The following is a 22263-nucleotide window of genomic DNA, read 5'->3' on the forward strand; positions in this document are numbered from 1 at the left end:
TCAGCAGGCCGTGACGGTGACGGGAACGCCGTTGAACACGGCGTTTCCCGACAGGGGGTCGACGACCGACTCGTCCGTCAACGCGTTGGCGTTGACCCCGGCGTGCTTGGCCGCGACCAGCTGCGGGGTCTCGGCATGCCCCCAGCCATGCGGCAGGCTCACGACGCCCGGCATGATCGTGTCGGTGGGCTCGACGGGCACCGTCAGCTCGCCCACGGCCGACCGGACCACGGCCCGCTCGCCGAGCCCGAGCCGGTCCGCGTCGGCGGGGTTGACGTGCAGCGTGCAGCGGTTGCTGCCGCCCATCAGCGGCTCCACGTTGTGCAGCCAGCTGTTGTTGGACCGCAGCTGCCTGCGGCCGATGAGCACGAACTCCGCGGGAGGCGTGGCCAGCCGTGCCCGGAGGCGCCCGGCCTCCGCGGCGAGCTCGGGCGGGGCGAGCTCGACCCGTCCCGAGGCGGTGCACAGCAGTTCGTCCAGCCGGGGGCGCAGCGCCCCGAGATCGACGCCGTGCGGCTGCGCCAGCAGCGCGGCCAGCGACAGGTCGTAGGAGCCGAGCTTGAGCAGGAGGTCGAGGAGCAGCTCGGGCCCGCTGCCGCCCTGCAGCGAGGCGCGCAGCTCGGCCGGGTCCCTGCCCTCCACGGGGGAGCCCGGCGTCCCCACCGCCCCTCGCAACAGCTCGCCGATCATCGCCTCGTCGAGCCCTGCGGGGTCGGCGTCCGCCTCCTGACCCGACGCGATCAGGGTGAGGCGGGCCAGGATCTCGCCCTCCGACAGGCGGCCGGGCTCCAGCGGCAGGATCGGCGGGGAGAACCTCGCGTAGTTGCGGACCGTCACGCTGAGCAGCATGAAGTCGTAGTGCGGCATCTGCAGGATCCGCGGCGGCGGCAGGATCACGTGCGCGTGCCTGGTGGTCTCGTTCAGGTACGGGTCCACACAGACCATGAACTCCAGGTCCCGGAAGGCCCGGTCGAGACGGGGGCCGTTCGGCGCCGAAAGCACCGGGTTGCCCGCCACCGCCACCAGCGCCCTGACCTGCCCATTCCCCGGCGTCTCGATCTCGTCGGCGAGCGTGGCCACCGGCAGCTCGCCGAGCACCTCCGGCAGCCCGCGTACGCGGCTGCGCCAGCGCCCGGTGACGAACGGCTGCCGGGTGCGGCCGAGTTCGAGTGTGGCCGTCTTGGCGAACATGACCCCGCCGGGACGGTCGAAGTTGCCGGTCAAGACGTTGATCACGTCGATGAGCCACTGGGCGGCGGTGCCGAACTCCTGTGTGCAGGTGCCGATGCGGGCGTAGACGGCGGCGGTGGGGGCCGCGGCCAGCTCACGCGCGATCCGTACGATGTCCTCGGCGGGCACGCCGCACACCCTCGCCACGGCGTCGGGAGAGAACTCCTCGGCCAGCCGGCGCAGCTCCGCCAGCCCGTTCACCTGGAGGTCGATCGCCGTCAGGTCCTCGGCGAGCAGCGTGTGGACGATGCCGAAGAGCAGGTAGGCGTCCGTACCCGGCCTGATGAACAGGTGCTCGTCCGCCATCGAGGCGGTCCTGGTGCGGCGGGGGTCGACGACGACGAGCTTCCCGCCGCGCTCGCGCAGCGCCTGGAGACGGCCGCGGAAGTCGGGGGCGGCGCACAGGGAGCCGTGGGACACCGCCGGGTTGGCGCCCAGCATCAGCAGGTAGTCGGTGCGGTCCAGGTCGGGCACCGAGATCGCCAGCGGGTCGCCGAGCATATGGCCGCAGGCGACGTGCTTGGGCATCTGGTCGATGGTGCTGGCGGAGTAGACGTTGCGGGTGCCGAGCGCCTGGGCCAGCGCGCCGCGGTACAGCGCTCCGGCCATGGTGTGGAAGGTGGGGTTGCCGAGATACAGGGCGACGGCCTCGCGGCCGTACGCCTCGATGACGCCGTTCAGCCCCCGGGCCACCGCCTGGAACGCCTCGTCCCAGGTGGCCTCGCGCCACTCGTCGCCCTCGCGGATCATCGGGACCTGCAGCCGGTCGGGGTCCTCGTCGAGTTTGCCGAGACTCGCCCCCTTCGGGCAGATATATCCCTTGGAGAAGGGGTCGTCCGGATCGCCCTTGACGTTGAGGACGCGCCCGGCGTCGTCAAGGGTGAGCCGGAGGCCGCAGACGGCATCGCAGATGGGGCAGGTCCGGTGCGCGGTTCTCATCGGCACTCCCGAGATCGTGGACGCCTCTCATGATGGCCCGGGGGCTCGGGGAGGGATCTTCTTCCTGCGTGCGGTGCCGGGCACCCCCGTGCGGGGCGGCGTCCGCGGGGACGCCGCCCGGAAGGGGCCGGTCAGTAGGCGCGGCGCTGCCGCATGGCGGAGCGCTCGATGCGCTCGCGCGCCTCCAGCAGGCAGGAGGCGATCTCCTTCTCCCGCTCGGGCGTGAGGCGCGGGATCGGCACCGAGCAGCTGATGGCGTCGCGCGGCGGGTCGCTGATGTGCAGCGCGACGCCGAAGCACCGCAGCCCCTCGGTGTTCTCCTCACGGTCCACCGCGTAGCCCTGCTTGCGCACCCGGCGCAGGTCGACCAGCAGTTCCTCGGCGTCCACGATCGTGTGGGCCGTCAGCGAGGGCAACTCGGCGGGCAGCATCGCGCGCACCTCGTCGTCGTCCCTGCTCGCCAGGATCGCCTTGCCGAGCGACGTGGTGCTCGCCGGCAGGCGGCGGCCCACCCGGGAGAACGGCCGCAGGTAGTGCCGCGAGGCCCGCGTGGCGAGATAGACGATGTCGAAGTGGTCGAGACGGGCGAGGTGCACCGTCTCCCCCGTGACCTCGGCCAGCCAGTCCAGGGCGTCGTGCGCGAGCTGGACCACCGGGTCGCCGTCGATGTACGTCGCCCCGACCAGCAGAGCCCGCATGCCGATCCGGTAGAGCGTGCCGGTGACGTCGGTCTCGATCCAGCCGAGGTCGACCAGCGTGCGCAGCAGGGCGTGCAGGCTGCTCTTGGGGTAGCCCAGCTTGCCCTGAAGGTCGGTGAGGCTGTGCAGTCCGGGATACTGCGCGAAGAAGTCGAGCAGCTCGACCGTCCGGAGTGCCGACTTCACGTGCGGCACGGGTTCCGCCATGTGTACCTCCCTGACCCGCTGTACGCCTCCTATTGTGAGCCGGTTCCCCAGGAGGCGACCGTCCGGGAGGCGATGTAGTCCATATCCAGATCATCCCCCAGTCCGGGAGTGTCCGGCATCCGCACCTTTCCGTCGGCGAGCGGGTCGACGATCGACCGCAGGTGCGGGGCGGGCGTGTCGTAGTCCGAGTGCGGGTGCAGCAGCCCCCGCTCGTACCACTGCCCGCACAGCGTGGCGCCGATCACGGCCAGGGCGCCGGAGCCGTTGCCGTGGATCTCGCAGTCCATGCCGAACGACTCGGCCAGGTGGACCGCCTTGATCGCCGGGATGATCCCGCCGGAGCCGACCACCCCGACCCTGAGGATGTCACAGGCCCCCGCTGCCACCCACTCCGCCCGCGCCATGTGCTTGCCCCAGGAGGTCTCCGGCCCGAGGATCGGCGTCCTGAGCTGGTCGGCGAGCCATCGGTACGACTGCACCGACGCCTCCTCCATGGGCTCCTCGTACCACGCGAAGTTCAGCTCGTCGAGGGCCCTGCCGAGGGCCAGGGCCTCGGAACGGGAGTACCAGTGGTTGCTGTCGAGCATGAGCGCGACGTCCGGGCCGACCGCCTCCCGGACCGCGGCGCACGCCTCGATGTCCCGGTCCACGCCGTACGGCATGGGCGGCATCCACGTGTGCAGCTTGATCCCGCGGTAGCCGCGGGAGACGAGTTCCTTGGCGAAGGCGGCGTAGTCCTCGGGGGTGGCCAGGCCGCCGGGGATGTCGTCGCCGCACATCGTGCTCGCGTAGGCGGGCACCTCGGAGCGGGCGCCGCCGAGGAGCTTCCAGACCGGCAGGCCGAGCTTGCGGCCTGCGAGGTCCCACAGGGCCTGGTCGGCGGCGCTGAGCGCCCGGTCGGACAGGTTGCCCTGCGCGCCCCGCTGCCGGCGGGCGACGCGGTGCCACAGCCGCTCCCGGTCGAGGCTGTCCTGGCCGATCAGCGCGGGCCCGATGTGACCGGTGATCACCGCCTCCCTGACGGTGTCCGGCGCCGCCAGGCAGTATCCGGTCGCGCCGTCGCTGTCGGTGACGGCCAGCAGCGCCTCCCGCACCTCCCGGGGCGGGCCGGGGTGCCGGTGGCCGTGCCCGTCCACCACGGACCTGGTGACCGTGGTGAAGACCGTGACGATGACGCGTTCGACGACCGCCATGGACTCTTCCTCTCTCTCGGTGCTGCGGGGGCCGGAGGGCCGGTGCGCGGTCAGGGACGCACCGGCCCGGTCCCGGGATCCGGCGGCGATCGTCAGCCGCCGGTCGCCTTCTTCCACTCGGCCTGGGCGTCGGTCAGCTTCTGCGCCAGGGTGTCGAGGAACTCCTGGGGCTTCATCTGGCCGAGCAGCACCTTCTGGAAGAGGGGCTCGGTGTCGGCCTTCGTGATGGAGGAGAACTGGGGCAGGTAGTAGGGCGGGGACACGACCTGGGTGTTCGGGTCGTTCAGCGTGTCGACGGCCGTCTTCAGGTGCTCCAGGCCCTGCAGCCAGGAGTCGCCCTGCGCCTCGGTGTTGGCCGGGATCTGGCCCGTCTGCTGGTTCCAGTAGCTGTTGCTGTCGTGGGAGACCAGGAACTCCACGAACTTCCAGGCGGCGTCCTTGTGCTCGCTGTTCTTGAAGACCGCGAAGCCGTCCACGGGGTTGGCGACGACGGTCCGCTTGCCGCCGGGGCCGGTCGGCAGCGCGAAGGCGCCGATCTTGTCCTTGCCGTGCGCCTTGACGTGGTCGTTGTAGGAGCCCAGGTTGTGGTGCATCATCGCGATCTTCCCGGTGCCGAACGCGGCGACCATCTTCGGGAAGTCGTTGGTAACGTCGGCCTCGGGGGTGTCCTTCTTGTACAGCCCGGCCATCTTGGTGAGGAACTCGACGTTCTTCGGGTCGTTGACCGTGCTCTTGCCGGAGGCGTCGAAGAACTCGGGAACGCCCGAGTAGGAGTACATCTCGGCCAGGATCTGGAAGATCGAGCCGGCGCCGCCGCGGATGGTGTAGCCGTACTCGTCGGGCTTCTTGGTCAGGTCGTCGGCGTCCTTGAAGAACTCGTCCCAGGTGTTCGGCGCCTGCTGGAGCTTGTCCTTCAGATACCACACCACGTCCATGTTGGAGGTGTTGGGCACCAGGTAGAGCTTGCCGTCGGGCACGGTCTTGCGGACCGAGTCGAGCATCGGCGTGGCCAGCTTGCCGTTCACCGAGCTCTTGGCCAGCCACTCGTCCGCCGGCTCCAGCGCCTGCTGGCCGGTCAGGTTGGCCAGGTACGACGTGGTGACGCCGCCGACGTCGGGAGTGTCCCCGCCCGCGATGGCGGTGTCGTACTTCTGCTGGACGGAGGCGATCGGGACGCCGACGTACTCGACGTGGATCGAGGGGTTGGCCGCCTCGAACCGCTTGATGAGCTCCTGGTAGATCGGGGTGCGGGTGCCCCCGTTGTTGTCCCAGAACGTGATGGTCGTCTTACCGGAACCCTCACCGGAACCCGAGTCCGACCCACATCCGGTAGCGGTGACGGCGAGGACGGCGAGCGCCGCCCAGGCCACTTTCATCTTCATGGTTCCTCCTGCTTACGACAGGCTGGGGGGTTGCTATCCCTTGACCGCGCCGGCGCTGATGCCGTGCACGAGATAGCGCTGGACCACTGCGAACACGCAGACCACCGGCAGGGCGGCGACGACGCCCCCGGCCGCGAGAGCCCCGAAGTCGGCGCTGTACTCCCCGATCGTGTAGCTGAGCCCGACGGGGATCGTGAAGCTGTCCTGCTTGCTGACGAACATCAGCGCGAACAGGAAGTTGTTCCACGTGTGGATGAAGGCGAACGATCCCACGGCGATCAGGCCGGGCCGCAGCTGCGGCAGCACGATCGCGAGGAAGCCGCGGAAGCGGGTGCAGCCGTCGACCATCGCGGCCTCCTCGACCGTGAACGGCACGGCCGAGATGAACCCGCTCATCAGGATGATCGACAGGGGCAGGTTGAAGACGGTGTCGGCGACGATGAGGCTGGCCAGACTGTTGATCAGGCCGAGCGATTTGAAGATCGAAAACAGCGGGATCAGCATCATCGCGCCGGGGATGAACTGGGTGCACAGCAGCACGACCATGAACAGGCCCCGGCCGCGGAACCGGTAGCGCGACAGCGCGTACCCGCCCATGACCGCGATGACCGTGGTGAACAGCAGCGACCAGACCCCGACGATCACGCTGTTCTTGAAGAACACCGCGTAGCCGATGTCGTTCCAGACGGTCTCGAAGTGCTCGAACGTGATCGGCCAGGGCACGGGGTCGGTCGATCCGGCCGGCCGCAGGGCGAACACGAGCATCCAGTAGAACGGCACGAGGGTGAAGACCAGGTACATCCCGAGAGGGACGTAGAGCCGCAGCACGCGGCCGGGATCGCGCCTCTTCCGTCGGCGGGTCCCCGCGGGCACCGCTCGTGTGCGCGGGCGGATCATGACGTCGGCGCTCATTGCGAAACCCCTCGCCTCTTCATCGTTCCTCGCCGAACCGGCTGAGCCGGAGGTAGAGGATGGAGCAGAACAGCAGGATCACGAAGCCCGCCATCGTCAGCGCCGAGCCGTACCCGAAGTCCTTGGAGTCGACGGCCCGCTGCGCGACGTACAGCGGCAGCGTGGTCGTGACCTGCGCCGGGCCGCCGCCGGTGAGCGTGTAGAGCAGGTCGACGTTGTTGAACTCCCAGACCCCGCGCAGCAGCGTGGCCAGCACGATCGCGTCCCGCAGGTGCGGCAGTGTGACATGGAGGAAGCGCCTGATCCGCCCGGCGCCGTCCACCGCCGCCGCCTCGTAGAGCTCGCCCGGGATGCCCTGCAGACCGGCGAGCAGGAGGATCGCGAAGAACGGCACGCCGCGCCACAACTCGGTCACCACCACGGCGGGAAAGACCGTGTCGGGGTTGCCGAGGACCGCCGCCTCGGGCTGCCCGAGGAAGCGCAGCACCCCGGTGCTCGGCGTGTAGAGCAGGATCCAGATGCCCGTCGTCAGCACCCCGGAGACGGCCCAGGGCGAGAAGACGAGCGACCGGGCGAGCCCCCTGCCGATGAAACTTTCATTGACGATCAGGGCCAGGGCCAGCCCGAGGATCAGCTGGAGGCCGATCTCGACCACCACCCATTTGGCGGTGAAGCCCAGGCTGTGCCAGAAGACCTCGTCCTCGAACAGCATCCGCCGGAAGTTGTCGAGACCGGCGAAGCCGTCCGCCCATGGCCGGGTGAGGTTGCGGTGCTGCAGGCTGTAGTACGCGACGCTGGCGATCGGGTAGACGAGAAACGCGGCGATGAGCGCGACCGTCGGTGAGATCAGCAGGTACGGCACGGCCCTGCGGCGCATCGTCGTCACCGGCGCATCTCCTCTGCGACTTTTCCCGAACCATGTTCAAGACATATTCCTGAACGTAGTTCACAAACGTGGACGGATCAACGGTGATGTTCGGGCCTCGGTCCTGTCAAGGACCCGTGTCCTATTCGAAACATTCACCCTCTGGGGCCGCGCGTCTTGACCGCGCGCCGCCGCGCACCGTACGGTCCGGGTGTTCACGAATATGAATCTCGTTCAGAAGGATGACGGAGGAAGCCGGTGACATTCGACGGCCTGCTGTTCTTCCCGGTCACGCCGTGCGACGAGGAGGAGCGGCTCGACCTCGAGGTGTTCCGCCGGCACGTGCGGCAGGGCGTCGAGGCGGGGTGCGGCGCGGTGTTCGCCTGCTGCGGCACCGGCGAGTTCCCCTCGCTCGGCCTGCGCGACTACGCCGCCTGCGTGGCCGCCGCGGTGGAGGAGGCGGCCGGGCGCGTCCCGGTGGTCGCCGGGACCGGCTACGGCACCGCGATGGCCCTGGAGTTCGCGAAGGCGGCCGAGGACGGCGGAGCCTCGGCCCTGCTCGCGCTGCCGCCGTACCTCGTGCAGGCGGGCCAGGACGGCCTGCGCCGCCACTACGAGGCGATCGCGGACGGCACCCGGCTGCCGGTCATCCTCTACCAGCGGGACAACGCCGTCTTCGAGCCGGAGACGGTCGCGGCGCTCGCGCGGCACCCGGGCGTCATCGGGTTGAAGGACGGCTACGGCGACCTCGGCCTCATGCGCCGGATCATCGAGGCCGCCCCGCCCGGCATGCTCTACTTCAACGGCCTGCCGACCGCGGAGCTGTCCCAGCTCGGCTACCGGGACCTCGGTGTGGTCCGCTACTCCTCCGCCGTCTTCTGCTTCCTCCCCGACCTCGCCCTCGCCTGCTACCGGGCGCTGCGGGACGGCCGCGACGACGTCGCCGGCCGTCTGATCGAGGGGTTCTACCGCCCCCTGGTCGACCTGCGGCGCGAGGGCCCGGGGTATGCCGTCTCGCTCATCAAGGCGGGTGTGCGCCTGCGTGGTCTGGACGTGGGACCCGTCCGCCGGCCGCTGTCCGATCCCAGCCCCGAGCACCTCGACAGGCTCGCCGCGCTGATCGATCGCGGCCTCGCCCTTCTCGAAGAACTGGAGCGGTCGCCCAACCCGGCCTGAGCGCCGGCGACGCGTACGGACTCGTCTCGGGGGAGCGACCGCGGAACGGAGACAGTCATGCCCGGAAGATCCTTACTCGTGTCGGCCGCCCTCGCGGTGACGGCCGCCGTCCCCGTGCTCGGAGCGGGCCCCGCCCGGGGCGGCCACCCCGCCCGCCGCCACCCCACCGGCCAGGAAGCCGGTCGATCTCGGGCGGCAGACGCTGCCCGCGGGCGACGGCTGGGCCTCGGCCGGCACCGGCACCACCGGCGGCGCGGCGCCCCCCGCGTCGAACGTCCACGTCGTCACCGACCGCGCGGGCCTGGCCGCGGCCCTCGCCTCCCCCGGCCCCCGCATCATCTACGTCAGGGGCGTCATCGACGTCGACAAGACCTGCGCGGACTTCGCCACCGGCGGCTACACGCTGGCCGGCTACCTCGCGGCGTACGACCCGGCGGTGTGGGGCCGCGACACCGAGCCGTCCGGGCCGATGGAGGACGCGCGGGCGGCCTCGGCCGCGGCGCAGACGAAGTACATCAAGCTCAAGGTGCCGTCCGACACCACGATCGTGGGCCTGCCGGGAGCGACCATCCGGCACATCAACCTGCACGTGGACAAGGCCGACAACGTCATCATCCGCAACATCCGGTTCGAGGACTCGGCCGACTGCTTTCCCCAGTGGGACCCCACCGACGGCGCCGAGGGCAACTGGAACTCCCTCTACGACAACATCTCGGTCACCGGTTCGACCCACGTCTGGATCGACCACAACACGTTCACCGACGGGGACAACCCCGACTCGAACCAGCCGGTCTACTTCGGCCGGCCCTATCAGGTGCACGACGGGCAGGCGGACATCACCAGCGCGTCCGACTTCGTGACCGTGTCGTGGAACAGGTTCTCCGACCACGACAAGACCATGCTGATCGGCTCGACCAACAACCCCGCCAACGACCGGGGCAAGCTCAGCGTCACCGTGCACCACAACGAGTTCTTCGGCAACCTCCAGCGGCTGCCGCGCGTGCGGTTCGGCAAGGTGCACGTCTACAACAACTACTACCAGGTGCCCGACGCCGAGCCCTTCGAGTACGCGCTGGGCGTGGGCGTGGAGTCCCAGATCTACGCCGAGAACAACTACTTCCGGCTGAGCCGGAGCGTGGACCCGGCCGACCTGCTCTACAACTGGGGCGGGACGGCGCTGACGGCCAAGGGCAACCTGCTGCGGGTCGGCGGCAAGGAGCAGCCCGTCGACCTGATCGCCGCCTACAACGCGAAGAACGACCCCGACCTCGGCGCCGACGCGGGCTGGACGCCGACTCTGCACACGGGGATCGACCTCGTGGAGACCGTGCCCAGGGAGGTCTCCCGGCACGCCGGAGCCGGCGAGATCCACTGACGGACGGCGGCGCGCGGCCCCTGCGGACCCGGAGGGGCCGCGCGCACCCTCAAGGGCCGAGGCGGGACAGCGGCAGCCCGAGCTGGAGGTACAGCTCCAGCTGGTCGTAGAAGACCTGCTGGTTGACGATCAGCCCGTCCTGCACGGTGAAGAACCAGCAGCACCGCACGCTGACGTAGCGCCCGGTGTTCTGGAGCACATCGCCCGTGGTGAGCGGGAACGGCCCGGTGTGCCTGCCGGTCCCCACCGCGGTGACCGCCGTGGCCTCGCCGTCCACGACCTTCTGTAACACCGTGACGTGCACGTCGGGGAACGCCTGCCAGATCGCGGTGTGATAGGACGCCACATCCGAGCGGCCCTCCGCCGGCCCGCCCGGCCCCACCGCGACGGGCTTGGCGCAGTAGCACCCCATGAGCGCGTCCAGATCGTGGGCGTTGTACGCGCTGAAATATCGGTCCACCACGTCCATAACGGCGAGACCCCCGATTCCCGCACCTGGAGTCCAGGTTATCGGGGGTCCGGTCGATCATCCCGGGCGGTCGTCCTGAGCCAGCAGGCGGGCCAGCGCCCGCCGCAGCTCGTCTTCCGGCCGCTCGTACACGCGGTCCGCGCGCCAGGCGACGAAACCGTCAGGCCGGACGAGGGTCGCGCCGGTCCTCGTGATGCCGTACGCGCCGCAGAACCGGTCCTCGGGATCGCGCAGGCCGGCGCCGATCCGATGGACGTCCAGCCAGGCGTGCCCCGGGCCGCCGCGGCCCATTCCGCCCCGTCCGGGCCGATCAGCAGAGTGAACGCGCCGGTGAACAGGTCGAGCGTGGACAGCCTCGTCCCCTCCCGCTCCAGCCACACGTGCGGCGCGCGCAGGCCTGGGCGCCCACTGGGAGCGCGCGGGTCCTCGACCGGCGCGTCCGGACCGGGCGTCCGAGCGCAGACCGCCGCGGAGTCGTACCGGTATCCGAAGATCATGCTCAGGTCGTCGATCGCGGTGACGTCCTTACCCGTGCCGCCATGCCGGCCGGTGAGGTGCCGCATCGCGATCTCGAGCGTCAGCCGCGCGACCGGGCGGCGCTCGGCTTCGTAGGTGTCCAGCAGCGCCTGTCCCGCCCGGCCCTCGATCACGGCGGCGAGTTTCCATGCCAGGTTCTGCGCGTCGGCGATGCCGGTGTTCGCGCCGTAGGACCCGGCGGGCGGGACGACGTGCGCCGCGTCGCCGGCGAAGAACACCCGCCCGGCCCGATACCGGTGCGCGACCCACCCGCCGATCGTGCTGCGGGAGACCTGCCACGGCCATCCGGGCACGGGGGGCACGAGGGTGATGTCGAGGTCCGCCACCCCGGTCGCGAGGCGGGCCAGCTCGACGCAGCGCCGCTCGGAGAAGTCGCCGGGGGTCTCCCCTGGCTCCGGGTCGTGGGGCACCCCGAGCATCCATCGTCCGGACGTCCGCAGCGGCACCAGGACGGTGCCGGTCGCCGGCCGGTCGAGGTAGGCCAGCAGGAACCGGCGCCCGCGCAACGCGGCGGTGAGGTCGGCGTCGAAGACGAAATACGCCACGTGGGTCACGGGTCCCGGCTGGTCCACACCGATGCCGAGCCGGCCGCGTATGCCCGCGCGGTGGCCATCGGCGGCGACCAGGTAATCGGCGCGGATACGGCGTTCGGCGCCGGTGCCGAGGTCGCGGACGACGGCCGTCACGCCGTCGGCGTCGCAGTCGAGGGAGATCAGTTCGGTGCCGAACCAGATGTCCGCGCCGCCGCTTTCGGCATGGCTGCGCACGATACGCTCAAGATCGTCCTGATCGATCATCGCCCAGTCGGTGGGACTGACCGTCGCCGGCGGCCGGACGTGCGCGAGCAGGTCCACGCGGAAACGCTCCCGGCCGGCCAGCGTGTCCGCGCCGATCATCTCCGGAAGGCCGGCCAGGATCGACTGACGCCCGCGGATCTCCTCCTCCAGCCCGAGGGCACGGTAGATCTCCATCGAGCGCGGGTTGAACGCGCGCGCCTGAGGCGTGATCGCCGTGGACGGATGCCGTTCGACCAGGATCGGGCGGACCCCGAGACGCGTGAGGAAGAGCGCGGCGGACAGGCCGGTGATGCCTCCTCCCACGATGAGGACGGCGGTCCTGCGGTCGTACGGTCCGGTCATCGTTCCGGCACTCCCTTCTGCGCCGCCGAACGCGGCGGCACCTCGAACGCGTCCGCGACGGGGCCTGTCACACTCCTCGATAATCAATCACTCATAAAATTGTGTCAATCAGATGATTGATTGTGTTGACCGGCCGGATGTGACTGTCAGGGCTATGATTGGATCATGTCCACGCCGAAGCCCCGCCGGTCTCCCAAGCCCGAGGAACGCCGGCGCGACCCGGAGCGCACCCGCGGGCTCATCCTGGACGCGGCGACGGCCGAGTTCGCCGCGCACGGCTTCGCCGGTGCCCGGCTCAGCGCGATCGCCGCCAGGGCCGGCGTCAACCAGCAGCTGATCTCGTATTACTTCGACGGCAAGGAAGGCCTCTACCGGGCCCTCGGGGAACGCTGGCGGCAGCGCCAGAGCGAGCTGGTGTCGCCCGGCACACCGCTGCCCGAGCAGATCCGCCGGTACGCGCTGGAGGCGTTGAACAACCCGGACGGTGTCCGGTTGCTCGCGTGGAGCGGCCTGGAGTACGCGGGGCCGCGCACCGATCCCGACCAGGCGCCGCGTTCCGAGCGGCTACGGGGCTACGTGGACGAGGTCCACGCCCGGCAGGCGGCGGGCCGGCTGCCGGACGAGGTGGACCCGGCCTGCCTGAGCATCATGCTGATGGCCGCCGCGATGGCGACCGTCACACTGCCGCACGTCGTCGAAGGCGTCTGCGGAGCAGATGCCCGCTCCCCCGAGTTCGTCCGGCACTACGCCGAGCAGGTCTCCCTGGTCGCCCGGCTCCTCGGGCTCGATCCCGAATAGCGATCCGCGCCGCTCCCCCAGAACGGCAGCGGCGCGGAAACGAGCGCGGCGGCGTCAGACGCGCGGGCGGCCGTCCACACGTTGCGGCACGCCGAGGGGGTTGTCGTCACGCAGCTCCGGCGGGAGCAGATCGTGCGGCCAGTCCTGGTACGCCACGGGGGTCGTCCAGCGCCTGATCGAGGCCGCTCCGACGGAGGTGTGCGCCGGGGCGGTGGAGGCGGGCCAGGGGCCGCCGTGATGCATCGCCCAGCAGACGGCGACACCGGTGGGCCAGCCGTTCCAGATGAGCCGACCGGCCAGGCCGCGCAGGACCGGCACGAGGTCGCCGGCCTCCTGTGGCCCGGCCGCGTGGACGGTCGCGGTCAGCGATCCCGGCAGCCGCCGCAGCACGGCGGGCAGTTCGGCGGGGTCGCGGTAGCGGACGACGATCGCCGACGGACCGAAGCACTCCTCCCCCAGCTCGGGCAGCCCGTCCGCGAACGCCTCCAGGTCGGCGGCGAAGACCTGCGGGGTGATGCCGTCCACCGCGCCCCCGGAGGCCAGCACGGTGAGCCGCCCGGCCAGCCGGCCGGACGCCCGCAGGTAGCCCTCGCGGATCTTGTCGGTCAGCATGGGCCCGCCGCTGGTGGCGGCGACCGCCTCGGCGACGGCCTGCTCGAACCCTCCCTCCGCCGGGACGAACACCAGGCCGGGGTTGGTGCAGAACTGTCCCACCCCGAGGGTCAGCGAGGCCGCGAACCCGGAGGCCACCTCGGCGGGGTCGGCCGAGGGCAGCACGACGACCGGGTTGACGCTCCCCAGTTCCCCGTAGAACGGGATGGGGTCGGGCCGCTCGTCGATCAGCTTCTGGATGGCCTTCCCGCCCGCGAGCGAGCCGGTGAAGCCGACCGCCGTGACGAGCGGGTGCCGCACCAGCGGCGCCCCCGCCTCGAACCCGTGCACGAGCCCGAGCAGGTCGGGGTCGGGCAGGGCCTGCCGTACGACGGAGGCGGTCAGGTCGGAGGTGCGGGGATGCCCCTCGTGGGCCTTGACCACGACCGGGCAGCCGGCCGCGAGCGCCGACACCGTGTCGCCGCCCGCCACCGAGAACGCGAAGGGGAAGTTGCTGGCCGCGAAGACGGCCACGACGCCGAGCGGGTGGTTCATCCGGCGCACGTCGGGACGCGGCGGGGTGGCGCCGGGGTCGGGGTGGTCGATCACCGCCTCCACCCATCCGCCGTCCCGCAGGACGTCGGCGAACAGCCGGAACTGCGCGGCCGTACGGGCGATCTCGCCGCGCAGCCGCGCCTCCGGCAGCCGGGTCTCCTCCGCGGCGGCCGGCCACAGCTCCTCGGCGTGCTTGAGCAGGGCGTCGGCGACGCCTTCGAGCACGGTGGCGCGCTCGGCCGGGGGCGTCGCCCGCCACGCCTCGCCCGCCGCGGCGGCCCGCTCGACCGCCGACCGGACGGCGTCGTTCACCTGGTCGGTCACCTCATCCCCCCGCAGAAAGGTTCTCGACATCGTAGCGGGGGCCGCAGAATGCCCCGCCGACCAGCGAGTGCGGCAGCTCGCCGAGATCGGGCTCGCCGTGCTCGGCGATCAGCTTCTCGGCGTAGACCTCCGAGTCGTCCTTGGGCTCGTAGCCGATGGCCCGGCCCTCCTCCAGCGACCACCAGCGGCGCGTGTTGGCCGACACGCCCCAGACCACGTGGAAGCCGTCGGCCGCCAGCGACGCCTCGGCCAGCCGGGCGCAGTCGTCCGGGGACAGCCAGGTCGACAGCATGCGCACGTCCTTGGGCTGCTCGAAGCACGAGCCGATGCGCAGGCAGGTCACCTGGATGCCGTACCGGTCGTGGTAGAGCGAGCCGAGCGCCTCCTTGGTCACCTTGCTCACGCCATAGAAGGTGTCCGGGCGCGGGAACAGGTAGTCGGGGGCCTCGCCCGCGCTGCGCGGGAAGAACCCGACCGCGTGGTTGCTGCTGGCCAGCACGACGTGGCGCACTCCGGCCCGCCTCGCGGCCTCCAGCACCACATAGGTGCCGTTGATGTTGACCTGCAGGATGTCCGCCCAGGGCTGTTCGAGGCTGTGGCCGCCCAGGTGCAGCACCGCGTCCACGCCGTCCATCGCCGCGTCCATCGCCTCGGGGTCGGTGATGTCGGCGGTCACCGCCTCCTCGCCCGGCCCCGCCTCCAGCGGGACGACGTCGAGCAGGCGCAGCACGCGCCCCTCCCTGGCCAGCCGGGGTCGCAGCAGGGTGCCGACGCCGCCCGCCGCGCCGGTCATGAGAATTCGCATGTGCCTCCTGTCGGATCGGCCCTGCAATAAGGCGCGGCCCCGGTGACGGGGATCCGGTGCCCGCGCCGGTGCGCGGCGCTCCGTGATCGTCCGCGCGACGTGCGGACCGTGTCAATGCCGAACGGCGCCAGTCTCGCAGCAATCCCCAACCGTTCACAAGTACGGGCATAGTTCACATATCTGACCCGAGATCGCTCCTTGACCTAACTGTTGCCAATTTTTACGGTCTTGCTAGCAAGTGAACGCAATTGCAGAGTCGATCGCCGCGCTTCCGGCCTTCCGGCGGCGGTTCACGCGCAGGCTGACCAGCGGCGCGGCCGAAGGCTGACCAGGTTGACTTTCGCGAGATCACCCGGCTAGCTTCGTGGACATATTGAAGAACTTTGTCCATGTATGTGGACATCGAGGGAGTGGGCGGATGCAGCTCGACGGCGTTCTCTTCTTTCCGGTCACACCGTTCGGCGCGGACGGTGAGCTGACCGAGGACGTGCTGGCCAAGCACGTGAGCCGAGGGGTGACCGAGGGCGCAGGTGGGGTGTTCGCCGCCTGCGGCACCGGCGAGTTCAACGCGCTGGGCATCGACGAGTACGCGCGGGTGGTGCGGATCGCCGTCGAGTCGACCGGCGGGCGGGTCCCCGTCCTGTCCGGCGCCGGCGGCTCGCTCCCGTTCGCCCGCGAGTGCGCGCGCAGGGCCGCCGAGGCGGGCGCGGACGGCCTGCTGCTGCTGCCGCCCTACCTGGTCAGCGCGCCCGCCGACGGGCTGGTGCGCTACGTCCGCGAGGTCGCGGCGGCCACCGACCTGCCGATCATCGTCTACCAGCGGGCCAACGCCCGCTTCACGGCCGCCGCCGCGGCGGCGCTGACCAAGATCCCCAACGTCGTCGGGTTCAAGGACGGCCTCGGCGACATCGACGCCATGCAGCGGATCGTCCTCGCCGTACGGGAGGCGACCGACCGCGACTTCACCTTCTTCAACGGGCTGCCGACGGCCGAGATGACCGTGCCCGCCTACCGGGGGATCGGCGTGAGCCTGTACTCCTCCGCCGTGTTCTGCTTCCTCCCCGAGGTGGCCCTGGCCTTCCACAAGGCCGTGACCGCCGGGGACGACGACCTCGTCCGGCGCCTGCTCGCCGGTTTCTACCGCCCCCTGGTCGAGCTGCGCGACCTCGTGCCCGGCTACGCCGTCTCGCTCGTCAAAGCGGGCGTCACCCTGCGCGGCCTCGACGTGGGCCGGGTGCGGCCGCCGCTGGTCGACGCGGCCCCCGAGCACGTCGCCCGGCTGGAGAAGCTGATCGCGGCCGGACTGGACATCGTCGGATGAGGAGCCGGATGAGGATTCGCGAGATCAACGTCACGCCGGTCGCCTTCCGCGACCCGCCGCTGCTCAACGCCGCCGGCGTCCACGAGCCGTGGGCGCTGCGCACGGTCGTCGAGGTCGTCACCGACGAGGGGCTGACCGGCCTCGGGGAGACCTACGGCGACCTCGACCACCTCGTGCGGGTGCGGGCCGCCGCCGAGGCGCTGATCGGCTACGACGTCTACGGCCACAACGCGATGTACGCCACCGTGGCCGGTCTCGTCGGGGCCGACGTCGTCACCGACCTGCACGGCCTGACCGGCACCTCCTCGCGGGCCAAGACCGTCGACCGGATCTTCTCTCCCTTCGAGGTCGCCTGCCTGGACATCCGCGGCAAGGCGGCCGGCCGGCCTGTCGTGGACCTGCTCGGCGGCAGGGTGCGCGACGCCGTGCCGTACAGCGCCTACCTCTTCTACAAGTGGGCGGGCCATCCGGGCGCGCCGGACGACGGCTTCGGCGCCGCACTCGACCCCGAGGGGGTGGTCGAGCAGGCCCGCCTGCTGATAGGCCGGTACGGCTTCCGCTCGATCAAGCTCAAGGGCGGCGTGTTCCCGCCCGAGCAGGAGGTCGAGGCGATCCGCGCGCTGCACGAGGCCTTCCCGGAGCATCCGCTGCGCCTCGACCCCAACGCCGTCTGGAGCGTGGAGACCTCGATCCGGGTGGGCCGCGAGCTCGACGGCGTGCTCGAATACCTGGAGGACCCGACCGAGGGCATCGAGAACATGGCGCGGGTCGCCGCTGAGGTGCCGATGCCGCTCGCCACGAACATGTGCGTCGTCACCCCCGAGCACATCCCGCCGGCCGTACGGCAGGGAGCCATCGGCGTGCTGCTCACCGACCACCACTACTGGGGTGGTCTGGTGCGCTCGGCGCACATCGCCACGCTGTGCGAGACCTTCGGCATCGAGCTGTCCATGCACTCCAACTCCCACCTCGGCATCAGCCTCGCCGCGATGACCCACCTGGCCGCCGCCACCCCGGCGGTCACGCACGCCTGCGACACCCACACGCCCTGGCAGGACGGCCAGGACGTGGTCGCGCCATCTTCGGGCGGTGAAGGCGCGCTGCGGTTCGTGGACGGCGCGGTCCCGGTGCCCGACGGCCCGGGGCTCGGAGTGGAACTCGACCGCGACGCCCTCGCAATCATGAACGAGCAGTATGAGAAGTGCGGGGTCCGCTCCCGCGACGACACGACGTACATGAGGTCCGTCGACCCGTCCTTCTCCGCACGGAGGCCACGCTGGTGAACGTCATCTACGCCTACCCCTGGGACATCGTCGGCGACCCCGGCGCCGCCGCACGCCTCAAGGCGCTCGGCGTCGACGCCGTGGCGCTCGCCGCGTCCTACCACACCACCCGCGCCGCGACCCCCGCCCATCCGGCCCACCGGCTGGTCGAGGCGCGGCACGCGGCCTGCTACGTGCCCGTACGCGAGGAGGCGTGGAAGGGCAACCGGCTCGTGCCGGGAACGCCGTCGTGGATGGACTGCGCCGACCCGTTCGGGGAGGCCAGGGACGCCCTGCGCGCCGCCGGCCTGCCGGTCCAGGCGTGGACCGTGCTGACCCACAACACGCTGCTCGGCTCGGCCAACCCCGACCTGGTCGTCACCAACGCCTTCGGCGAGATCTACCCGTACGCGCTGTGCCCGGCGGCGGCCGACGTGCGCGACTACTGCCGCACGCTGGTCCACGAGGTCGTCGAGGTGGGCGACCCCGACGCGCTGATCCTCGAGGCGTGCGGCGCGCTCGGGTTCCGCCACGGCGGCCACCACGAGAAGACCGACGGCGCGGACTGGTCGCCCGCGCAGATCGCGCTGCTGTCGCTGTGCTTCTGCGCGGCCTGCGTACGCCGCTACGAGGCGGCCGGGCTGGACGTCGCCGAGATACGCGCGCGGGTGCGGGCGGGCGTGGACGGCACGCCTGGCTCGGTCGAGGACGCGCTCGGCGACCTGGCCGGCGCGATGCGCGACCTGCGCACCGGTCTCGCGGGCGAACTGCGCGACCTGCTGCTGGCCGAGGCCAGGACCGTGCGGCCGAACCTGAAGATCGCCCTGCACGCCAACGCCGACCCGTGGGCGACCGGCCCGTTCGCGACCGTGCCCGAGGGGGTGGACGTGGACCTGCTCGTCGGCAACTGCTGGAACGCCCCCGAGGTGGACGAGGCCGGGCTGCGCGCCCTGGGCCGGCTCGGCCCCCGCGTGGGCGCGTACGTGCTGGCCCTGCCCCCGCGTCCGGCGGACGGCGGGGCGCTGTCGTTCCTGGCCGACGCCTACACGGCGGCCGGCGCCGCCGAGATCCACTGGTATCACGGCGGCCTCGCCTCCGCCGCCCGGCTGAAGGCGATCGCGGAGGCCGTCGGCCGCTGAGCCGCACCGCTCTCGCACAGGGCCGCGCAGGGCCGGACGATGCGGGACAATCATGGGCATGCGGTTCGGCATCCTCGGCCCGACGGAGGCGCGGCCGACGGCGACCGCCCGGTCCCCGTCGGCGGGCCGGGGCTGCGCGCGCTGCTCGGCCTGCTGCTGCTCAACGCGGGGAAGATCGTCACCACCGACCGCCTGATCGACGGCCTGTACGGCGCCGAGCCTCCGTCCGGAGCGGACAACGCGCTGCAGGCCCAGGTGTCGCGGCTGCGCCGGCACCTCGCCAGCCCTGGCAACCTGGGCGACCTGGTCGTACGGGAACCGGCGGGCTACCGGCTCGCGGTGGACCCGGACGACGTGGACGCCTCACGCTTCGAACGGCTGGCGGCAGAGGGGCGGCGGGCGCTCGACGCGGGCGACCCGGCCCGGGCCGCCAATCTCCTCGACGCCGCGCTCGCACTGTGGCGCGGGCCGGCGCTCGCGGACGTGCCCGACGCGCCGTTCGCGCCCGCCCAGGCGGCCCGGCTGGAGGAGCTGCGCCTGTCGGCGGCCGAGGACCTCGCCGAGGCGGCCCTGGCCCTCGGCAGGCACCGCGACCTGCTGTCCGAGCTGCAGGAACGGGTCGCCGCGCACCCGCTGCGGGAGCGCTCGCGCGGGCAGCTCATGCGCGCGCTCTACGCGGCGGGCCGCCCGGCGGAGGCGTTGTCCGTCTTCGAGGACGCCCGGCGGGTGCTCGCCGACGAGCTGGGCGCCGACCCGTCGGCCGAGCTGTCCGCGATCCACCTCGCGGTGCTGCGCTCCGATCCGGCCCTCGCTCCCGCGTCCGCCGCGCCCGGCGGGCGGCCTGTCCCGCTCACCTCTCTCGTGGGCCGCGCCGCCGAGCTCGAGCGCATCGACGCGCTGCTCACCGAGGCGCGGCTGGTGACGCTCACCGGCCCGGGCGGCACCGGGAAGACCCGGCTGGCGATCGAGGCGGCGGCCCGGTGGCCGGGCGAGGTCTGCCTCGTGGAACTGGCCCCGCTCACCGACGGCGCCGACGTGCCGCAGGCCGTGCTCGGCGCGCTCGGGCTGCGCGAGACAGCCGTTGCCATCCCCGCTCCCGGGACGCGGCAGGGCGCCGCGGATCCCGTCTCCCGCCTGGTGGCGGCCCTGACCCTGCGGCCGGTGCTGCTCGTGCTCGACAACTGCGAGCACGTCGTGGAGGAGGCGGCCAGGCTCGCCGACCGGCTGCTCGCGGCATGCCCCGCCCTGCGCGTGCTGGCCACCGGCAGGGAGGCGCTCGGCATCACCGGTGAGCGCCTTTGCCCGGTTCCCCCACTGCGGGTCCCGCCGCCCGCTGGAGATCCCGCCGACGAGGACGCCGTCGAGGACGCGCTCGCCTACCCGGCCGTACGGCTGTTCGTCGAGCGGGCGGCCGCCGTACGGCCCGGCTTCGTCCTCGCGCCCGGAGACGTCGAGCACGTGCTGCGGATCTGCCGGGCGCTGGACGGGCTGCCGCTCGCCGTCGAGCTGGCCGCCGCGCGGCTGCGCTCGCTGCCCCTGGCCCAGATCGCCGCCCGTCTCGGAACCGGTGATTCCGAGCCGGACGGCGACGCGCCCCGCTTCGCGCTGCTGTCGCGCGGCAGCCGTACGGCACAGCCGCGTCACCGGACGCTGCGCGCGGTCGTCGAGTGGAGCTGGGACCTGCTCGACGAGCCGGAACGCGCGCTCGCGCGGCGGCTGACGGTCTTCGCGGGGGGCGCGACGCTGGAGGCGGCCGAGCGGGTGTGCGGCCTGCCCGACACCGACGGGGTGCTCGCCTCCCTGGTGGACAAGTCCCTCGTCGAGGTGGTGGACGACCGCTACCGGATGCTGGAGACGATCCGGGCGTTCTGCGCGGAACGGCTGGCCGAGGCCGGCGAGAGCGAGTCCATGCGGAAGGCCCACCTCTCGTACGTCCTGGACCTGGCCGCCACGGCCGACCCCCACCTGCGCGGGCCCGGCCAGATCGAGTGGCTGCGCCGGATGGACGGCGAGCGCGACAACCTGCAGGCCGCGCTGCGCCGCGCCATACGCGCGGGCGACGTGGCCTCCGCGCTGCGGCTGCTGTCGACCGCGACCGGCTACTGGCTGCTCCGCGGACTGCGCGGCGAGGCCGCCCGGCTGGCCGCCGAACTGCTGGGCGGGGTCGGCGCCACGCCTCCCGAGGGGCTGGAGGAGGAGCACGTCGTGTGCGCCTGCCTCGTGGCCTGGGGCGGGACGAGCGGCCCCGTCGTGGACGCGCTCGTGGCCGAGGCCGTGCACCGGACCTACACCCTGCCCATGCCGCCCCGCCAGCCGTTCCTCCTCGTGCTGCACGCGATGATCAGCGGTCCTCCCGCCAGGGAGGAGCTCCACCGGCTGGAGGACCTGTTCCGCGTGTTCGACCGCGACCCGTGGACGCGGATGCTCAGCCGGTTCAGCCTCTCCTACCTCAAGGCCTTCGACGGCCGGCTCGACGAGGCCGAGCAGGAGCTCACCGGCGCGCTCCGGGAGGCCCGCGCCGCCGGGGACGTCTGGCTGCGGGTGATGATGCTGTCCGCCATGGCGGACGTCGCCGACCGGCGGGGAGATCTCGAACGCGTCGAGGCGCTGACCAACGAGGCGCTCGACCTGTCCGAGCGGCTGGGCGCCACGGCGGACCTCGCCGAGACCCTCTGCCGGCGCGCCTGGGCCCGGATGCGCTCCGGACACTCGGACGCCGCGAGGGCCGACTTCGAGCGGGGCGCCGAGCTGTCCCGGCGCACGGGCGCCCCGGAGATCCTCGCGACGGCGCTCCTCGGGGCTCGGCGAGCTCGCCCGGCTCGGCGGCGACCTGCCCGGGGCCCGCCGGTGGTACGAGGCGGCCCTGGCGGAGTGCACGGCCGAATGGTTCACCGCCGAGGAGACGCGCTCGCGCGTCTACCTCGCGCTCGGCTGGGCAGCGCAGATGTCGGGCGAGCCCGCCGAGGCGCTGGCCTGGCACCGCCGTGCCCTCACCACCGGGCTCGGCACCCGCAGCCTCGTCATGACCGCCGCGGTCGCGGAGGGAGTCGCCGGCGTCGCGCTGCTTGAGGAGGCCCCCGAGCGGGCCGCCTGGCTGCTGGGCATCGGCGCCGCCCTGCGCGGAGCCCCGGCCGCCGGCGACCCGGACGTCGCCCGGATCGAGGCGCGCTGCCGGAGCGCCCTCGGCGACGGCGCCTTCGACCGGGCGTACGCCGAGGCCGGGGCGTTCACGCGGGAGCGGGTGCCGGTCACGGCGGAGATCAGGACGGGCACGGAGGCGGCGGCGCTGACCGTCATCGAAAGGCACCTGTCAGCGCTCGGTGGGTGAGCCGTCAGCGTCCGCGCG

The 22263-nt window shown here is 72.1% G+C and carries 19 protein-coding genes and 1 pseudogene; 8 read left to right on the forward strand and 12 right to left on the reverse strand.

Going from position 1 to position 22263, the window contains the following annotated elements; genetic code table 11:
- The 6 genes from B1L11_RS18960 to B1L11_RS18985 form a co-directional block, all read right to left on the reverse strand.
- Entirely contained in the window at positions 1-2169 is a 2169-nt protein-coding gene (locus tag B1L11_RS18960; RefSeq protein ID WP_079315725.1) for a molybdopterin-dependent oxidoreductase, read from the reverse strand.
- A 131-nt stretch (positions 2170-2300) separates the two neighbouring features.
- Positions 2301-3074 carry an IclR family transcriptional regulator gene (locus B1L11_RS18965; protein WP_079315726.1) on the reverse strand — a complete coding sequence of 258 codons (774 nt, stop codon included), beginning with the start codon at positions 3072-3074 and terminating at the stop codon, positions 2301-2303.
- A 29-nt stretch (positions 3075-3103) separates the two neighbouring features.
- A complete protein-coding gene (locus B1L11_RS18970) occupies positions 3104-4267 on the reverse strand; it encodes an enolase C-terminal domain-like protein (RefSeq protein ID WP_079315767.1) in 1164 nt (387 codons plus the stop codon).
- Between the two features lie 92 nt (positions 4268-4359).
- On the reverse strand, positions 4360-5649 hold the full coding sequence (locus B1L11_RS18975) for a sugar ABC transporter substrate-binding protein (RefSeq protein WP_143737372.1): 1290 nt from the start codon (positions 5647-5649) through the stop codon (positions 4360-4362).
- 33 nt (positions 5650-5682) lie between these two features.
- Complete coding sequence (locus B1L11_RS18980) at positions 5683-6561, reverse strand: carbohydrate ABC transporter permease (RefSeq protein ID WP_143737373.1); 879 nt, start codon at positions 6559-6561, stop codon at positions 5683-5685.
- 19 nt (positions 6562-6580) lie between these two features.
- Complete coding sequence (locus B1L11_RS18985) at positions 6581-7438, reverse strand: carbohydrate ABC transporter permease (RefSeq protein ID WP_079315770.1); 858 nt, start codon at positions 7436-7438, stop codon at positions 6581-6583.
- 246 nt (positions 7439-7684) lie between these two features.
- On the opposite strand from B1L11_RS18985, the gene B1L11_RS18990 reads away from it, so the two are divergent.
- Positions 7685-8602, forward strand: coding sequence for a 5-dehydro-4-deoxyglucarate dehydratase (locus B1L11_RS18990; protein WP_079315727.1), 918 nt, complete (start codon positions 7685-7687; stop codon positions 8600-8602).
- Positions 8603-8674: 72 nt separating this feature from the next.
- On the opposite strand, the gene B1L11_RS51200 is transcribed toward B1L11_RS18990, so the two are convergent.
- Positions 8675-8941 (reverse strand): hypothetical protein, encoded by a 267-nt coding sequence (locus B1L11_RS51200; protein WP_256862686.1) that lies wholly within the window; start codon positions 8939-8941, stop codon positions 8675-8677.
- Positions 8942-9038: 97 nt separating this feature from the next.
- Between B1L11_RS51200 and B1L11_RS18995 the strand changes: the two genes are divergently transcribed.
- Positions 9039-9977, forward strand: coding sequence for a polysaccharide lyase family 1 protein (locus tag B1L11_RS18995; protein WP_256862687.1), 939 nt, complete (start codon positions 9039-9041; stop codon positions 9975-9977).
- A gap of 49 nt (positions 9978-10026) precedes the next feature.
- Here B1L11_RS18995 and B1L11_RS19000 read toward each other — a convergent pair whose 3' ends face one another.
- From B1L11_RS19000 to B1L11_RS19005, 3 genes and pseudogenes are all read right to left on the reverse strand, one after another.
- The gene (locus B1L11_RS19000) at positions 10027-10440 is read right to left on the reverse strand and encodes an ester cyclase (protein WP_179155216.1); all 414 of its coding nucleotides are present in this window, start codon (positions 10438-10440) and stop codon (positions 10027-10029) included.
- 63 nt (positions 10441-10503) lie between these two features.
- Entirely contained in the window at positions 10504-10737 is a 234-nt protein-coding gene (locus tag B1L11_RS54935) for a hypothetical protein (protein ID WP_372974698.1), read from the reverse strand.
- A pseudogene (locus tag B1L11_RS19005) lies at positions 10725-12122 on the reverse strand (FAD-dependent oxidoreductase); the annotation flags it as partial. The pseudogene B1L11_RS19005 and the gene B1L11_RS54935, both read right to left, overlap by 13 nt.
- A 165-nt stretch (positions 12123-12287) precedes the next feature.
- Between B1L11_RS19005 and B1L11_RS19010 the strand changes: the two are divergent.
- Positions 12288-12920, forward strand: coding sequence for a TetR/AcrR family transcriptional regulator (locus B1L11_RS19010; protein WP_079315730.1), 633 nt, complete (start codon positions 12288-12290; stop codon positions 12918-12920).
- Positions 12921-12974: 54 nt separating this feature from the next.
- Here B1L11_RS19010 and B1L11_RS19015 read toward each other — a convergent pair whose 3' ends face one another.
- Both B1L11_RS19015 and B1L11_RS19020 read right to left on the reverse strand, forming a co-directional pair.
- The gene (locus B1L11_RS19015; protein ID WP_079315731.1) at positions 12975-14420 is read right to left on the reverse strand and encodes an aldehyde dehydrogenase (NADP(+)); all 1446 of its coding nucleotides are present in this window, start codon (positions 14418-14420) and stop codon (positions 12975-12977) included.
- A complete protein-coding gene (locus B1L11_RS19020) occupies positions 14392-15195 on the reverse strand; it encodes an NAD(P)-dependent oxidoreductase (protein WP_079315732.1) in 804 nt (267 codons plus the stop codon). The genes B1L11_RS19015 and B1L11_RS19020 overlap by 29 nt, the downstream gene beginning before the upstream one ends.
- A 418-nt stretch (positions 15196-15613) precedes the next feature.
- On the opposite strand from B1L11_RS19020, the gene B1L11_RS19025 reads away from it, so the two are divergent.
- The 5 genes from B1L11_RS19025 to B1L11_RS46935 are packed head-to-tail and all read left to right on the forward strand — an operon-like array spanning position 15614 to position 22245.
- Positions 15614-16516, forward strand: coding sequence for a 5-dehydro-4-deoxyglucarate dehydratase (locus B1L11_RS19025; RefSeq protein WP_079315733.1), 903 nt, complete (start codon positions 15614-15616; stop codon positions 16514-16516).
- An 8-nt stretch (positions 16517-16524) separates the two neighbouring features.
- Positions 16525-17799: a glucarate dehydratase family protein gene (locus B1L11_RS19030; protein WP_079315734.1), complete on the forward strand. Its 1275-nt coding sequence runs from the start codon at positions 16525-16527 to the stop codon at positions 17797-17799.
- Positions 17796-18917: a hypothetical protein gene (locus B1L11_RS19035; protein ID WP_079315735.1), complete on the forward strand. Its 1122-nt coding sequence runs from the start codon at positions 17796-17798 to the stop codon at positions 18915-18917. The genes B1L11_RS19030 and B1L11_RS19035 overlap by 4 nt, the downstream gene beginning before the upstream one ends.
- 39 nt (positions 18918-18956) lie before the next feature.
- Complete coding sequence (locus B1L11_RS19040) at positions 18957-21986, forward strand: BTAD domain-containing putative transcriptional regulator (protein WP_143737375.1); 3030 nt, start codon at positions 18957-18959, stop codon at positions 21984-21986.
- Positions 21940-22245 carry a hypothetical protein gene (locus B1L11_RS46935; RefSeq protein WP_179155217.1) on the forward strand — a complete coding sequence of 102 codons (306 nt, stop codon included), beginning with the start codon at positions 21940-21942 and terminating at the stop codon, positions 22243-22245. The genes B1L11_RS19040 and B1L11_RS46935 overlap by 47 nt, the downstream gene beginning before the upstream one ends.
- Positions 22246-22263 lie beyond the last annotated feature (18 nt).

The organism is Microbispora sp. GKU 823, assembly GCF_002027145.1.
In the GTDB taxonomy this organism is placed as follows: domain Bacteria; phylum Actinomycetota; class Actinomycetes; order Streptosporangiales; family Streptosporangiaceae; genus Microbispora; species Microbispora siamensis.